The sequence below is a fragment of the Polyangiaceae bacterium genome (assembly GCA_015075635.1).
Lineage (GTDB): Bacteria > Myxococcota_A > Polyangia > Polyangiales > Polyangiaceae > JADJKB01.
In genome coordinates, this window is sequence record JABTUA010000001.1 from 3,203,812 (window position 1) to 3,219,089 (window position 15,278).

12 protein-coding genes and 1 pseudogene are annotated in these 15,278 nt (G+C 71.5%); 7 read left to right on the forward strand and 6 right to left on the reverse strand.

Translation table 11 applies throughout. The annotated features are described in order from the left end of the window. Positions 1 to 11 precede the first annotated feature (11 nt). The 4 genes from HS104_14605 (at position 12) to HS104_14620 (ending at position 4,318) form a co-directional block, all read left to right on the forward strand. The gene (locus HS104_14605) at positions 12 to 1,298 is read left to right on the forward strand and encodes a hypothetical protein (protein ID MBE7481199.1); all 1,287 of its coding nucleotides are present in this window, start codon (positions 12 to 14) and stop codon (positions 1,296 to 1,298) included. A 104-nt stretch (positions 1,299 to 1,402) separates the two neighbouring features. Continuing rightward, complete coding sequence (locus HS104_14610; protein MBE7481200.1) at positions 1,403 to 3,046, forward strand: SurA N-terminal domain-containing protein; 1,644 nt, start codon at positions 1,403 to 1,405, stop codon at positions 3,044 to 3,046. Further along, entirely contained in the window at positions 3,043 to 4,017 is a 975-nt protein-coding gene (locus HS104_14615) for a M48 family metalloprotease (protein MBE7481201.1), read from the forward strand. The genes HS104_14610 and HS104_14615 overlap by 4 nt, the downstream gene beginning before the upstream one ends. Further along, a complete protein-coding gene (locus HS104_14620) occupies positions 3,950 to 4,318 on the forward strand; it encodes a hypothetical protein (protein ID MBE7481202.1) in 369 nt (122 codons plus the stop codon). The genes HS104_14615 and HS104_14620 overlap by 68 nt, the downstream gene beginning before the upstream one ends. 51 nt (positions 4,319 to 4,369) lie before the next feature. Here the strand turns inward: HS104_14620 and HS104_14625 are convergent, their stop codons facing one another. The 4 genes from HS104_14625 to HS104_14640 all read right to left on the reverse strand — a co-directional run bounded on the left by HS104_14625 (position 4,370) and on the right by HS104_14640 (position 9,304). Next, the gene (locus HS104_14625) at positions 4,370 to 4,612 is read right to left on the reverse strand and encodes a hypothetical protein (protein ID MBE7481203.1); all 243 of its coding nucleotides are present in this window, start codon (positions 4,610 to 4,612) and stop codon (positions 4,370 to 4,372) included. Between the two features lie 192 nt (positions 4,613 to 4,804). Further along, the gene (locus HS104_14630) at positions 4,805 to 5,668 is read right to left on the reverse strand and encodes a universal stress protein (protein MBE7481204.1); all 864 of its coding nucleotides are present in this window, start codon (positions 5,666 to 5,668) and stop codon (positions 4,805 to 4,807) included. Then, positions 5,668 to 8,115 (reverse strand): AAA family ATPase, encoded by a 2,448-nt coding sequence (locus HS104_14635; GenBank protein MBE7481205.1) that lies wholly within the window; start codon positions 8,113 to 8,115, stop codon positions 5,668 to 5,670. The genes HS104_14630 and HS104_14635 overlap by 1 nt, the downstream gene beginning before the upstream one ends. Before the next feature lies 1 nt (position 8,116). After that, positions 8,117 to 9,304: a methionine adenosyltransferase gene (locus HS104_14640; protein ID MBE7481206.1), complete on the reverse strand. Its 1,188-nt coding sequence runs from the start codon at positions 9,302 to 9,304 to the stop codon at positions 8,117 to 8,119. On the opposite strand from HS104_14640, the gene HS104_14645 reads away from it, so the two are divergent. From HS104_14645 to HS104_14655, 3 genes and pseudogenes are all read left to right on the forward strand, one after another. Continuing rightward, a complete protein-coding gene (locus HS104_14645; GenBank protein MBE7481207.1) occupies positions 9,303 to 9,923 on the forward strand; it encodes an acetyl-CoA carboxylase biotin carboxyl carrier protein subunit in 621 nt (206 codons plus the stop codon). The two genes, HS104_14640 and HS104_14645, sit on opposite strands and share 2 nt — an antisense overlap. Continuing rightward, positions 9,923 to 10,902 (forward strand): annotated as a pseudogene (locus tag HS104_14650) (D-cysteine desulfhydrase family protein). The gene HS104_14645 and the pseudogene HS104_14650 overlap by 1 nt, the downstream one beginning before the upstream one ends. Before the next feature lie 434 nt (positions 10,903 to 11,336). Then, positions 11,337 to 11,840, forward strand: coding sequence for a flippase-like domain-containing protein (locus HS104_14655; protein MBE7481208.1), 504 nt, complete (start codon positions 11,337 to 11,339; stop codon positions 11,838 to 11,840). A gap of 228 nt (positions 11,841 to 12,068) precedes the next feature. Here the strand turns inward: HS104_14655 and HS104_14660 are convergent, their stop codons facing one another. Next, positions 12,069 to 13,346, reverse strand: a complete 1,278-nt coding sequence (locus HS104_14660; protein ID MBE7481209.1) for a sulfatase — start codon at positions 13,344 to 13,346, stop codon at positions 12,069 to 12,071. Positions 13,347 to 14,306: 960 nt separating this feature from the next. Continuing rightward, complete coding sequence (locus tag HS104_14665) at positions 14,307 to 15,263, reverse strand: tyrosine recombinase XerC (protein MBE7481210.1); 957 nt, start codon at positions 15,261 to 15,263, stop codon at positions 14,307 to 14,309. Between the last annotated feature and the right edge of the window lie 15 nt (positions 15,264 to 15,278).

The following is a 15,278-nucleotide window of genomic DNA, read 5'->3' on the forward strand; positions in this document are numbered from 1 at the left end:
AAAACGGCGAGGTGCGCTGCGCCCGAGTCGACACCGAAGGTCGTTTCCGCATCGGCATCCCCTCCAGCATCGGCGACAAGCTGGAGGTGCAGCTCTACGACCAGCCGGACGTGGTGGACAGCTACGATCCGGAGAAAGGTTGCAACATCACGGTCGACGACAGCCACCGGGTCGAGCTGATCAACAAGTGGGGCGAAGGCGTGATCCCCGACGGCGGCAAGGATCCGGTGACGGGCGAGGTGGTGTGCCAGAGCGCGGGCGGCTGCTCCAAGTTCCAGAACCAGTACTACCCGAAAGACTCGCCGCTCACGGCACCGGCGGAGGGCTTCGGCCACATCCGCCAGACGCCGTCGCTGCGCCGCTTCATGAACCTGGCGTCGAACATCATCGATCCGGGTGATCCGGTGAACTTCTCGCCGTATTACGCGCTCCGGCCCATGACGGACCCGAACGGCGAGGTGATGCCGCCCAAGGGCATGCTCAACGTGGTCACCGTCGGCGACATGAACGTGCCGCTGAACTCGGGCATCGCCCTCGGGCGCGTCGCCGGGGCCTTGCCGTTCCTGTTGCCGGACGCCGCCGAGCGCTACCCGGCGTACGCCGACTACGTCACGCCGAGCGCCCTGTACGCGGCGCTGGGCGGGGTCACGCCGAACCGTGCGCTGATCGACGCCCACGTGGTCGAGGGCGTGAACCGCCTGGCGCGGGCCGAGCCGGCGGACCTCAATTCGTGCCAGCCGAACGAGGTGCCCGTGACGGCCGACGTGGTCTGCCACCCGAACTGCACCGACACGGACATGACCGCGTGCCTGAGCGGGCAGTCTTGCGTGAACGGTCGCTGCGTGGCCAACCCCATCAGCAGCGACGACTGCGCCCAGTCGCTCTACGACATCGACGTGCTCGACGAGGGCATGAGCCTCTACGGCGAGCGCGAGGCGAGCGTGCCGCTGCGCACCGGCCGCATCTCGATGCCCGCGACGCCCGCCTCGGTGGACGCGGTGTGGGAGCCGCGCCTGAAGGGCAAGCCCTACGGACCGGACGCCAGCGCCTGGCAGGGCGGGCAGCGCCTGGTGGCGCAGCTCCAGGCCTACATCGAGCCCAAGGGCGTGCACGGCTTCGAGCCGGCGAACCCCTGCCAGAACTGGGACTCGGGCCAGTACATGATCAACCTGATCGGTCGCTTCTTCGCCTCGAGCGGCAGCGCGACCTACTACCTATCGCACCCGTCGAGCCACCAGTGCTTGGCCAAGCCCACCGGCAACGGGTCGTGCTCCTTCGTGCAAGTGCCGGCCAAGTGACGCAAGCGCGCCACAGCGCGTGAACGACGCTTCATGGGGCGCGCGGGGCGCGCGGGGATTTTCGAGCCCCCGGCGCGGTACGAGGCTTGCTCTGCACTTGGCCGATGCGCTGGTCGTCGCTCACCCTCGCGTGCCTGCTCGTCGGGGCTACGGCCCGCGCCGACCCGCGCCCCGTCGATCGCGTGGTCGCGCGGGTGGACGGCGCGCCCATCCTGCTCTCGGAGCTCCGCCTTGCCGCGCGCCCTCGCCTGGCCCAGCTCGCCGGCCAGCCCGCCTGGCAGCGCGCGCGGGTGCTCCGCCTCGCCCTGGACGAAGCGCGCGAAGCTGCCATCGCCGGCGCGCTCTTGAGCGCGCGCGCGCGACAGCGCGGTCTGGTCATCGCGGACGCCGAGGTCGCGGCCGCCCTCGCCCACATCGCAGGAGACCAGAAGCTCGGCGTGGACGAGCTCCTGGCCGTGGCGCGCGCCGCGGGCTTCCCCGCTCCCGCCTACCGCGCCGAGCTCCGACGCCAGCTGCTGGAGCAGCGGCTGCTCTTCACCGAGCCGTACGGCCGCGCAGGCAGCCCGCCGAGCGGTGCCGCTCGGAGCGCATGGCTCGAGCGGAGACGTGACGAGCTCCTGAGCGAGCTCCGGGGCGCGCATGCGTCGAGCGCTTCGGTCGCTTCTGATCGCGCTCTTGGCCGCGCCCGGCTGCGCGCGGCCCGCGGCGGCGCCGAGCGCCGCTCGGCCGAGCGCGTGCGACGCTCCGACCCGGGCCGACACTCCACGATCGAGCTGCCGTCCGAGCCTGAGTGGGGCGCCCGCGTCAGCGCCGTAGAGCTCCGCGGTACGCGCCGGGTGCCGGAGGCCTTGCTCCGCGCTGCCATCGAGATTCGCGCGGGCGAGACCCTCGACGAAGAGCGCGTCGCGGCGGACGTGCGCCGCCTGTACGCGCTGGAGGCGTTCTCGCAAGTGGTCGCCGAGACGGACGCGACGCCCGGTGGAGTGCGCCTGCGCTTCGTCGTCGAGGAGCGTCGCCTGGTCGGGCGCGTGGACTACCGCGGCATCGGGGCGCTGCCCCTCGGGCGTCACGTGCCCCTCCGCGAGGGTGAGCTCTTCGATCCGGCGCGGATTCACCGCGCCGCGCAGGGGCTCGAGGACCACTTGGTCGAGAGCGGGCACCTCGACGCGCGCGTGCGGAGCCACCAGCGCCGTGACACCGAGACAGTGGACGTGTGCTTCGCCGTCGAGGCCGGACCTCGCTACACCCTCGCCGAGCTCGTGCCGGTGGGCAACCACAGCGTGCCGAGCTCCGAGCTCTCCGCGCTGGTGGACGATCACGACGGCGAGGTCAACCGCCCCGGCGCGCCGTTCCGCCCGGATCTCCTCGGCCCCGCTCGTCTGCGCATCCAGGCGCTGTACTTCGACCGCGGCTTCTTGGACGTCGCGCTCGGTGAGCCGCGCGTCGTGCGCGACGAGGGCTCGAGGACGCTACGCGTCGAGTGGCCCATCCAGGAAGGAACGGTCTACCGGCTCGCGCGCGTGACCTTCTCCGGCAAGCTGCGCGGGCCGGAGCAGCGCTATCGCGAGCTGCTCGGTGTCGCGCCGGGGCAGGTGTTTTCGCGCGCGCGGATCGCAGAGGGGCTCGGGCGCATCCGCGAGCACCACGAGACGCTCGGTCACTCGGCGCAGGCGGTCCCCGAGATCGAGCTCGATCCGCGCGAAGGGAGCGTGGGCCTGCGCGTGTCGATCGAGGAGCGTGCGCCGTGAGGCTCCTGCCCGTCTTCGCCCTGGTGGTCGCTTGCTCGCGCCCTGCGGCCCCTCCGCCCGCGGTGCCGGCGCCGAGCGCGGAGCGCGTCAGCGGTCAGATCCTGTCCGAGCTCCTCCTGGGCAGCCACGGTCCGCTCGAGGACCCCGAGCTCACCGCCTACGTGCGCCGCGTCGGCGCCAGAGTCGCCCGCGCCGTCGGGCGACGGGACGAGACCTGGCGCGTCGAGCTCAGCGACGATCCGAAGCCGCTCGGGCACGCGCTCCCGGGCGGGACGCTGCTGGTCTCCCGCGGAGCCCTGGCGTACCTGAGCTCCGAGGCGGAGCTCGCCGCGATCCTGGCGCACGAGCTCGCCCACGCCGCGCATGGGCACACCGAGCTCGGCAAGAGCGCGCTGCCCGCCCACGCCACGCTGGGCGCCGCTCGGCAGAGCGCTCTCGACGCCGACGAAGAGCGGCAGGCCGATGCCCTCGCGGTGCGCTACGTGGCCCGCGCGGGCTACGATCCGAAGGCGGTGGGCCGCGCCCTCGCCGCCCTGGCGCGAGCCGTGGCGCTGGATTGCCAGCGCGAGCTCGGCCGCGTCGATTGCGCCTCGGCCCACGACGACGACGATCCACACCCGCCCGGGCAGCGCGCCAGGCGCGCGTGGCGCTCGCCGCCGGAGCAGCCGGCGGCGAAGTCGGACGCGAGCGCTACCTCCGCGCGCTCGATGGGCTGCCACTCGGGGGCCACGACGCCGCGCTCGCGGACCGCCGCTTTCGTTCCCCGGCGGGCTCTCCTTCGCCGTGCCGCCCGGGTTCACGCCTTCCCTGTCGGGCCACGTGCTCTCGGCCAAGGCCCTCGGCGCCGAGCTCCTGATCGTGCGCTTGCACGGCCGCTTCTTCCGCGAGGCGCTGCTCTCGAGCGTGCGCTCCGGCCCTTTCCTGAGCCGGCGGATCGCCGGCCACCGCGCCTTCATCGGCAGCCTGGGTGACGACCGCGAGAGCCTGGTGGCGGTACTGGACGACGCGCCCTTCGTGCACGTCGTGGCGGTCTCCGGCAGCAGCCGTGACGAGCACCTCGGGCGGGTGCTCGACAGTGTACGCCCGGCCGCCAGGGCCGAGCCTCGGCTCCGGCTCCGCGTCGTCACCGCGACCGAGCGCACTCGCTTCGGCGAGCTGCTCGCGCGGCGCTGCCCCGACACCGATCGGGAGCTGGCCACGGCGCTGAACGGGCTCGGCCAGCACGACTGGCTTCCGGCGGGTCACTCGGTGAAGTGCGCGGCCACGAAATGAAACACGGCGCAGGGCCACCAGTGCCCTGCGCCGCGTCGCGATCAGTTCAGCTCACAGGTTGCAGGGCGCGATGCCCGTCGCGTGGGTGCAGTGCACCGACGTCGCCGAGTCCGCCATGCCCAGGTGCTGCTCCACGCAGGCCTTGGTGGCCGTGTTGAATCCGTTGTACTTGGTCTTGCAGTCCGCGCTCGAGGTGTAGTGGTCGGTGCCGGTGAACGTGCACTTCGTCTCGTAGCTCGCGCAGAACGTGTCCGCGGCATTGCCACCGCCGTCCGTGCCGGCGCCGCCATCCATCCCCGCCGTGCCGCCGGTGCTGGTGCCCGCGGTGCCGCCGGTGCTGGTGCCCGCGGTGCCGCCGGTGCTGGTGCCGCGGTGCCACCAGTGCTGGTGCCCGCGCTGCCGCCGGTGGCGCTGCCGCCCGTGCCGCCGCCTCCGCTGCCGCCGGTGGCGCCGCCGCCGGAGCCGCCGGAGCCGCCGCCGTCGTCGTCATCGCCACAAGCCGCCAGCGCGGCGCCCATCAGCCCAAGGAAAACAAGAGAGCGAAGTTTCATTCGGTTTTCGAACCTCCCAAAGCCCAAGCATTTCCAGGAAATTGATTTTCGTCAACTTCGGGCCGCTGGCCGGTCCGCGAAAGCTCGGGTTTTCAGCGGCAGAGAACCAGCGGACAGCCCAGCTCCCGGCGCAGCTCCCCGAGCTCGCGCTCCCCCACTCGTCGCCGACGACCAGCAGCATGCGGCCCGAGAGCTGAGCCACTGCCCGGCCGAGCCCGCGAGGCGCGAAGCTGGCGAAGCGTCGGAACAGCACCGGATGCCCGGTCTCGGCAGCCCAGCGCTCGGCGCCCGGGCGCGCGTCTTCGGGCGCGATCAACACCAGGAGCTCGCGGCCCGCGACGGCCGCCCCCAGCTCGAGCAGCGTCCGCACATGCTCGGCCCGCGTCGCCGCGAGGGTCACCGGACCGCGCGACGCGCCCGGTCGGGGCTCGGGGCGCGAGCTGTCCATGACGATCAGGTCACGCTCGTTCGCCGCCGACGCGAGCTCTCTCAGGAGCCGGCCGCGCGCCACGCGAAACGATACCGGCACTCGCTCACGCCGCGCCGCCCGGGCGAGCTCGGCAGAAGCCCGCGCCGCCGCCGCCGCGAACAGCGCCTCGAGGTGCGCGAGGTCCAGGGCTTGAGCTCGTCCAGAGTGTTCGATCAGAAGGGTGAAAGGCAGCTCCGCCAGCCGGAGTGCCGCCGGCTCTTCCACGAAGATCCCGAGCAGCTCGCCCTCGAGGGCCTGGGCGAGACGCGCCGCAGCGTCTGCGAGCCGTTCACTCGCCGACGAATCGAAGCCCACCACGATCTTGGCCATCAGTTGCTCTCGTGGGGACCCTGGCCACCGTTCGGATCGTCGTCGTCGTCCGCGCTCACCTTGACCAGCTTGCCGAAGCTCTCACCGATCACCGCGAACTGCACCAGCTGCTCGAGCACCCGCGCGTTGACCGTGCCCTCGGGGAAGTCTCCTTCTTCGTCGGACTCGCCCGCAGGCAGCCCCGTGAGCACCTGAACGGCGTCGTCCACGCTCTGCACCGGGTAGACCGCGAACTTGCCTTGGGCGCAGGCGGCCACGACGTCGGGGCGCAGCATCAGGTGCGGGACGTTGCTCACCGGGATGATCACGCCTTGGTCTCCGGCCAGGCCCCGCGCGCGGCAAATGTCGAAGAATCCCTCGATTTTCTCGTTCACGCCGCCGATGGCCTGAACCACGCCGTGCTGGTTCACCGACCCGGTCATGGCGATGTTCTGCTTCACCGGCGCGCCGGAGAGCGCGGAGATCAGCGCGCACAGCTCCGCCAGCGACGCGCTGTCGCCTTCGACCCCGGCGTACGACTGCTCGAAGACCAAGCTGGCCGAGAGCGACAGCGGGATGTGCCGGGTGTAGCGCGCCGCGAAATAGCTCGACAGGATCAGCACGCCTTTGGAGTGCAGCGCACCGCCGAGCTCGACCTCGCGCTCGATGTCCACGACCTTCCTGTCGCCGACGCGCGCGGTGGCGGTGATGCGGGTGGGCATGCCGAAGGCGAAGCCGCCGAACTCGAGCACCGACAGCCCGTTGACCTGGCCCACCTTCTCTCCGCCAGTGTCGATGAGCAGCGTGTCTTTGAGGATCTGCTCGTGCAGGCGCTCGCGCAGGCGATCCTGGCGCCGCGTCCTCGCGTCCAACGCTCGCTGCACGTCTGCTCCGGAAACCAGCTCGGCGCTGCGCTCGCCGGCGTAGTGCTCGGACTCGTGGAGCAAGTTGGCCAGATCGCGCACGCGCGTGGAGAGCTTCCGCGAGTCACCGGTCGCGCGCGCGCTCTGCTCCAGGACCGCCGCTACGGCGTCGCGCCCCAGCGGGCGCAGCCCGTCGCGCAGCGCGAGCGTGGCGATCAGGCGAGCGAAGGCCAGATCGTTCTCGAGCGTCCGGTCGATGCGGTCGTCGAAGTCTGCCACGACCTTGAACAGCTCGCCGACGTCCGCGTCCACCTCCGCCAGCAGGTGGAACAGGTAGCGATCTCCGATCACGACCACCTTCAGATCGAGCGGGACCGGCTCCGGCTCGAGGCTCGCGCCGGCGGAGAAGCCCAGCATCTGCCCCAGGGACTCGATGCGGATCTCCCGGGAGAACAGCGCGCGCTTCAGCGCCTCCCAGGCGTGGGGGTGGATCAAGAGCTGCCTGAGGTCGAGCATCAGGTAGCCGCCGTTGGCGCGGTGCAGGCTACCGCCCTTGATCAGCGTGAAGTCGCTGACCAGCGCGCCGAGCTCCGCGCGGTGCTCCACGCGACCGAGCAGGCTGTCGATGGCCGGGCGGTCGTCGTAGATCACGGGCGCACCGGTGGCGGCGGAGTTGTCCACGATCAGGTTGACCCCGTAGCGTTGGAACGGTCGCTTGCCGCCGGTGAGCTCGACCAGCGGGCCCTTCTCCTCGTCGTGGCGGAAGGCATCGGCGTTCTCGATCACGTCGGCGCGAACCGCCTCGAGGTAGTTGACGACCTTGGGCAGGTCCTCGTACTTCTGCTTCACGTCGTCCACGAGCTGGTCCACGGCGAAGCTCGTGACCTCGCGGTTCAGCTCGCGCACCTTCTCGCGCGCCTGCTTGCCCCAGCGCGGCAGCTCCCGGAGCCCGGCTTGGAGCTTCTGCTGCAGCTCGGCCACCGTCTTCTCTAGCACCGCGCGCTCGTCTTCGGGCAGCTTCTCGAACTCGTCCGGCGCGAGCACCTCGCCGTTCTTGAGCGGAGCGAAGCCGACGCCGCTGGGCAGCCGGATCATGGCGATGCCGGACTTCTTCGCCTGCTCCTCGATCTCGCGGAACACCTTCTCCGGCCGCGCCCGGAGCTCATCCTCGATGCGCGAGAGCTTGGCCCGGAAATCGTCGGTCTCGAACGCCGCGGGGATGGCTGCGCGAAGGTCCTCGACCAGCTTGTCCATGTCGCTCGAGAGCTCGCGCCCTCGGCCTGCCGGCACGAGCAGCGCGCGCGGCTTCGGTGCGGCCGAGAAGTCGTAGACGTAGCAGACGTCCGGCGGCACATCGCGGCTCTCCGCGGCGCGGTCGAGGATCTGGCGCACGAACGCGTGCTTGCCGAATCCGCTCGGGCCCAGCACGAACAGGTTGTAGCCGGGGCGGCGCAGGGCGACGGCAAAGTGCGTCGCCTCCACCGCGCGCTCCTGGCCCAGCGGGCGCTCGAGCGGCTCGAGCTCCGCGGTGGACTCGAAGGGCAGCTCTGCGGGGTCACAGGCGCGCCGGAGCTCGGTCGGTGCCAGAGGTTTGGGCTCGGTCATCTCAGTAAACCTGAATGTCACCCTGGAGCAGCCGCGGCAAGAGCGTCGGCAGCTCGCCGAGCGCCGAGGTCACGATCTGGGTGACCCGGGGACGAAGCGACTCCAGCCCGGCGGGGTCTTGCAGGCACAGCCGAACCTGCGCCAGCTCGGGCTCGCTCACGGGCCGGCCGATGCAGCTCACCAGGTAGACCTCGGCGTGCTCCACGCCGTCGAGCTCGTTCGCCAGCGACGCGGCTGCGACGTTCGCCACCAGGTTGTAGAGCTTGCCCACGTGGCTGACCGGGTTCTTGCCGGCCGCGGCCTCGAGGCTCATGGGCCGGTGTGGCGTGATCAGGCCGTTCACGCGGTTGCCGCGCCCGACCTGCCCGTCGTCCCCGCCTCCGCGGACAGGCCGGTCACGGTCAGGGTACACGCTGCCGTTCTCGGGGTCGTCGCTGCCGTTGACGACCAGCGCGACCTCACCGAGCTCGCGCGCCGCGAGCTCGCGCACTCGGCTCGCCACCGCGGCCTTGGCCGAGAGATACGCGTCCAGGTCCGGCAGGTGACGATCGACGAACGCTCGCGCGACGGTGAACGCGACCCGGTCACCGTCCCGGCGGCCCATCACCTTGACGTCCTCGCCTCCCGCTGGGTGGGTGGCGCGGAACGCCGGCCCGTTCAGCTCGCGCTCGACCTCGAGGACCAGGCGCTCGAGCCTGGAGAGCGGCGCGAAGCCCACGCCGATGGAGGTGTCGTTGGCGAGCACGCCACCCGCGTGCTGCCGCCGGCGAAACAGCTCCGACAGATCCATCGAGCCGGCGCGGACGTGGGTGAAGATGCGGACCTGGCGCTCGACGTCTAGCGAGCGCAGGTTCTCCGAGAGCCAGGTGGTCGCGCTCTCGCGCACGATGTCCGCGAGCGGCACGCTGTCGTTGCCGACCTGAGTCACGGCGCGCCCCGCCAGGTGGATCTCGATGGGCTCGAGCAGCTCGCCGCCGCCGAAACGCGGGCGGGAGGCGCCGCCCACCAGGAGCGCCTTGTCGACGTTGTGGTGCAGGATCTCGCCGAAGCGATCCAGGTAGAATCGGCACAGCGCGTGCGAGAGCTCCTCGGCCAGCGCGTCGCAGATCGTGTCGGGGTGACCGAGCCCTTTGCGCTCAACCAGCTCGGCACCACCAGGGGCTTCGGTGAGATCGAGGCGGACTTTCATGCGGCCAACGCTGGCCGAAAGGATGCACCCGCTCGGGGAGGAACGACAATGCCTCGCCAGCCTCGCGCAGATTCTGCTAGCTTCCGCGCCCCATGCGCTACTTCGTCAACATCGACGGGGAGGAGCACGTGGTCGAGGTCGCCGAGCTGCCGGGTGGCCGCCACGAGGTCCGGCTCCTCGCCTCCGCCGGCGCCGATTCTTCGACTGCCCGCGTCCTGCCCGCGCGCTTCTCGCACACCGGCAGCGCGCTCACGCTGCAGCTCGGGGAGCGGGTGTTCGACGTCGTGCTCGAGGGGAGCTGCCCAAGCTGGGCGCCTGGATCAGCGGCCGCCGCGCGGATCTCGAGGTCGAGAGCGCCCGCATGCGCGCGGCAGCGGAGCTCAAGGTCCGCCCCAGCGCCGGCCACGACGGGACCGTGACCTCACCGATGCCCGGCAAGGTGATCAAGGTGCTGGTCGCCGAGGGCGACGAGGTCGCCGACGGCGCGCCGGTCGTGGTCGTCGAGGCCATGAAGATGGAGAACGAGCTCGGCTCGCCCCGCGCGGGCGTGGTGCAGAAGGTCCACGTCCAACCCGGCGACGCCGTCGAGGGCGGCGCTCGCCTGGTCACGGTGGCCTGATGCGCGACAAGATCGCGCTCTGTCATCTGCCCACCCCGCTCTGGCGCTCCGACGCGCTCGACGCGCTGGTCGGCACCCGCGTGTGGGTGAAGCGTGACGACATGAGCGGCGGCCCGGAGGCAGGCAACAAGATCCGCAAGCTCGAGTACCTGATGGCCGATGCGCTCGCAGCGCGCGCCAGCGTGGTGCTCACCTGCGGCGGCTTGCAGTCCAACCACGCGCGCGCCACCGCCATCGTCGCCGCCAGACTCGGGCTTCGATCGTGCCTCTTCCTGCGTACCGGCGCGCCCAGCGCGACACCGGCTGCGACAGGCAACCTGCTGCTCGATCGGCTGGTGGGCGCCGAAATCCGCCTGATCTCGCCCGACGACTACCGGAGCCGCATGCCGCTCATGTCACGCGCCGCCGACGAGCTCCGCGCGCTGGGCGAGCGGCCCTACGTGATCCCCCGAGGGAGGCTCGAACGCCCTCGGCTCCCTCGGCTACGTCGACGCGATGCGCGAGGTGCGGGAGCAGCTCGAGCTCGGCCTGGGCGGAGGCCCCGCGCCGTTCGACGCGGTGGTGGTCGCCTGTGGCTCCGGCGGCACCGCGGCCGGGCTGGTGCTGGGGGCGGCCGAATGGGACGTCGCTCGCGACGTCCACGCCATGCCGTGTGCGACGACTCCGCCTACTTCGAAGCCGTCGTCGGCCGCATCGCGCTCGAGGCGCAGCGTCTCGCTCGGAGCTGGACCGCACGGCGCGGCTCGAGGTCCACGATCGCTGGAAGGGACCCGGCTACGCCGTGTCGAGCCCGGAGCAGCGCCGCTTCATCGTCGAGGTCGCGCGACGCACCGGACTCCTCTGCGACCCGGTCTACACCGGCAAGGCCCTGTACGCGCTCTCCCAGCTCGAGCCGAAGCCGAGCCGGGTCCTCTTCATCCACACCGGCGGGTTGCCGGGGCTCTTGGCGCAGGCCGACGCCTTCGCGGGAGAGCTCTGATTCCCGAGGCCGAGCTGCCCCGCCGCGCCCGCGCCGGCGCCTCACCACCTGGCTCTCGTGGCTCGCGCCCTACGTCGTGGCAGCGCTGGTGATCGCGTTCATCAGCCAGCGCTACTCCATCAGCGCCATCCGCGCGGAGATGGCAAGGGCCAGACGCTGCCGCTGATCCCCCTGGCCCTGGTCACCTACGTCGCGTCCCTGGTCTGGGTCGCCGCCGCAGACCGCACGGTGCTCGCCGGCCTCCTGCCCCCGGACAAGACGCCCAGCTACTTCGGCGTGGCCAAGGGCAAGGCCGCCGCCGTCGTGCTGCACATCGTCCACTACGCGCTGGGCCAGGGCATCTACGCCACCTGGGTCGCCCGCCGCACCGGGCTCAACCTGGGGCAAGCCGGCGGGCTCATCTTCTACATCATCCTGGCGGAGCTCGGCTCGGTGTGTCTGTACGCCACGCTGGTGATCGTGATCGGGCGACCCGCGGTCCCGGGCGCCGTCCTGCCGGTGGTGCTGGGCGTCGCGCTGTCGATCATCGCTGCCGTGGTGCTCGTGCCGGCGACCCGGGTCGAACGCTTCGGGTTCTTGCAGATCTGGGTCAAGGTCGGGCGCGCGCGCGGCTCGCGCAGCTCGGCATTCGCCTCTGCCAGCACGCCACGACTACTTCGGCGACCTGGCTCGCGGCGCGCTGGTTCGGCTTGGACATCCCGCTCACCGTCATGCTCTCGTACATGCCGGTGATCCTGGTGGTGGCGTCGCTGCCGATCAACGTCGCCGGTTTCGGCGCCGTGCAGGGCGCGTGGCTCTTGCTCAGCCCCTGGGCACCCGCAGAGCGCATCCTGGCCTTCAGCGTGGTGTGGCAGGCGGTGAGCGCGCTGGCGCTGATCGCCCGAGGGCTGCCCTTCCTCCGCGGCGTGCTCGCGGACATCCGCGCGGGTCGCAAATGACGACAGCTGTCGCGAAACCACGCAGCGCCGGAGCTCCCCGCCCGCGCATCGGCGACCCGGCACGTCGCGCCCCCCCTCTCCGGCCGCTTTTCGCATCTCGGCAAGCGCATCGGCGCGCACCTGCTCCGAACTAACCCCGTACGCGGCGCCCGAGGCCCCCCCGGCGCGTACGGACGCCGCGTACGACGCGTGGAAAAGCAACTCCCGTACCGAGCCCGGGGCGTCACCTCACTGAGGCCTGACCTTCACCTCTCGGAGCTCCTTCAGGAACGCGCGGTACCGACCCATCACCTTCTCCTTGAGGGCCGCGTCGTCGAGCAGGTCCTTCTTCTCCGCAGGGTCCTTCTCCAGATCGTAGAGCCCGATGGGCCGGCCGTCGCTGGTGATGAGCTTGAGCCCACCGTCGATGAAGGCCTGCCGGTCGGCGTTGTTGGGCCCGGCGGTCATGTGGGAAAAGACGATGCGCTCCTTCGGTTCGTGACCCTCGGGGTGCACGAGATCGAGCAAGAGCGAGGTTCCACTGACGAAGTCCGTGCCTTCGCCGCTGGGCATCGGCTGGCGGTAGAGCTCGAGCAGGGTCGGCACCAGATCGATGGCGCCGCGTCGCACGCTCACCTTCCGCGGCGTCAGGCCAGGCACGTAGACGATGAGCGGGACTCGGATCAGCTCCTCCCAGAGCTCGAAGCCGTGGCGCAGCATGCCGTGCTCGCCGAAGGCCTCGCCATGGTCGCTGGTGAGCACGATCGCGGTGCGGTCCTTGGCCGGGCTCTTCTCGATGGCCTCGAGCAGCCGTCCGACGTGGTGATCGACGTAGGCCACCTCGCTGTCGTAGAGGTCGCGGCCGGTACCACCGAAGTCGAAGCCCTCGTGCTTCACGTATTCGGCGTGGGGATCCACGTAGTGCACCCACATGAACAGCGGCTTGCCCGCGTTCTCGGGCTTCCCGAGCTGGGCGATGGCCGCGTCGGACAGCTTCTCCGAGTTGTAGCTGCGATCCCCTTCGACCTGGATGCTCTTGGGCGCCGCGGAGGTGTCGATGACGTCGAACCCGCGCTCGAAACCCACTCCCTCCTGGAAGAAGTACCAGTAACCTTGCACGCTGACGGTGCGGATGCCCGCCTTCTGGAGCCGCTCCGGCAAGAAGATGTCCGCCTTGGCGAAGCGATTGAAGTGCGCCCAACCGCGGTGCGTCTCGTTCGGGTACTTGCCGATCAGCGCCGGCGCCAGGCTCTTGCTGGTGTACGACGCCAGGGCGTAGCTCTTCTCGAACACGACGCTGCGTTTCGCCAGCGCGTCGATGTTCGGCGACACGGGCCGCGGGTTGCCCATGTAGCCGATGTCGTAGCGCAGCGTATCGATGCTGATCAGCACCACGCTGAGGCCCTCGGGGATCTTGGCCAGCGCCGCTTCCCGAGCGTCCTTGGGCAGAGCGGGCTCGGCTTGTTCCAGCACCACCTGCTCGGCGTCCTTGCCCGAGCAGTCCTCGTCCAACCCGTTGCCCGGCACGTCCTCGGCGCCGGGGAGATCTGGGCGCTTGCGTCGTCGCAGTCGCCGCCGCCGAAGCGCGCCGAGAAGCCGTCCTTGTCGCGATCGCTCAGCTTGCGCAGACGACCGAGCACCAGCTTGCCGAGCGGTGCGCTGCGCTCCGCCGCCAGCGCCACGCGCCGCTCCGCCAAGCCCACGCCCGCGGCGCGCCAGAGCAAGAGCGCGGGCAGCAGCGCCGCCGCTGCGAGCACGACGCTGGGCACGCGCCGCACCAGGGCCGGCGCCAAGTAGGCCACGGCAGCCATCATCGAGAGCAGCCCCGGAGCCCGCAGATCGAGCTCCTCGCGCTTGAGCACGCCGAAGATCGCCAGCGTGCCGCCGGCGCCGCTGGTGGTGCCCGTGGCGACGGCGTAGCCGAAGCCGAGCCCCCCCAAGGCGAGCCCGAGCACGAGCGCGGCGCTCGGCCTCGGCGCGCGGCCCAGGCTCCGCGCCAGCAGCCGCGCGACGCCCAGGCAGAGCGCGTGCAGGCCGAGCGCGGCGAGCGCGCTGCCCAGGACCCCTGCCGCGGCCGATGGCTTCGGCGGCAGCTCCGACACCAGGAACCCGAGGCCCAGGCGCGCGGCGATCACCACCCAAACGAGGGCCGCGAGCGGAGCGAGCAGGCACACGAAGGCGCGCTCGGTCCGCCCCTCTTCGCGCTCGAGCGCGGCCCAGAGCCGCCGCGGCGAGGGCGGAGCGGCCGGGTGCAGGAAGCACGACGCGACCCCGACGCCCAACCCGACAGCGAGAGCGACTGGCCAGAGCAGGCCCGCGTCGGCCAGGAACACCGAGCTGAAGCCGGGCGGCTCCGCCTGCGCCAGGCGCGCCCAGCGCGCCTCGAGCGCCGCTGCACCGAGGCTCGCGACCACGCCACCGAGAGCGCCACCGGCGACGCGCTGGACGAAGCCCGCGGCGCCGCCGGCGACGGCTGCAGCCTGGGCTTCAGCCACGGCGCCCTTTCTTGGCGAGCGGGTGCGCGCGGTCGTAGACCCCGAGCAGTTGCTCGAGCGAGACATGGGTGTAGCGCTGCGTCGTCGAGAGGCTCGAGTGGCCCAGCATTTCCTGAATTGCGCGCAGGTCCGCGCCTCCTTCCAGCATGTGCGTGGCGCATGTGTGGCGGAGCGCGTGCGGATGCAAGTCCGGTCTGCCCGCCCCCAGCGTCCCGTAGCGCTGGACCAGCACCTGGATGCGCCGCACGCCGAGCCGAGTACCCCGTCGGGTCAGGAGCAACCCGCGCGGATCCTGGGCGCCGTTCTTGGCGTGCCGGAGCTCGGGGCGCAGCGTCAGATAGACCTCGAGCGCCGCGCGGGCCGCGCGCCCCAGCGGAACGACGCGCTCCTTTCGTCCCTTGCCCAACACGCGGAGCTCGTTCTGCTCCAGCGAGATCTGATCGAGGTCCAGGCCCGCGAGCTCGCTCACGCGCAGGCCCGAGCCGTACAAGAGCTCGAGCATCAGGCGGTCGCGCGCGCTCTCGGCGTCACTGCGCGCGGTGCCGTCCACCGGCGCGTCCATCACCTGCGAGGCGGCGTCCACCGACAGGAACGCCGGCAGCTTGCGCCGGATCTTCGGCGTGGCGACCAGCTCCGCAGGGTTATCGCTGAGCTCGCCCTCGCGGCACAGGTAGCGGAAGAAGGCCCGCACGCTGGCCAGCTTGCGCGCGATGCTCCCGGCCGAGCGCGAGCGGCTGAGCTCACCCAGCCAGGCGCGCAGCACCAGCTTGTTCACGTCCGCCGGGGCCACCTCGGCTCGGGACCTGTCGCGCACGAACTGGGCGAGCTGCCGGAGGTCGCTGGCGTACGCGGCCACGGTGTGCGGGGACGCCCGCCGCTGCCCCGACAGGTGCTCGCTGAACCGCTCGATGGAGCGCTCCAGGCGATCGATGGGCAGAGGCGATTCCATCACGCCTTCCACACC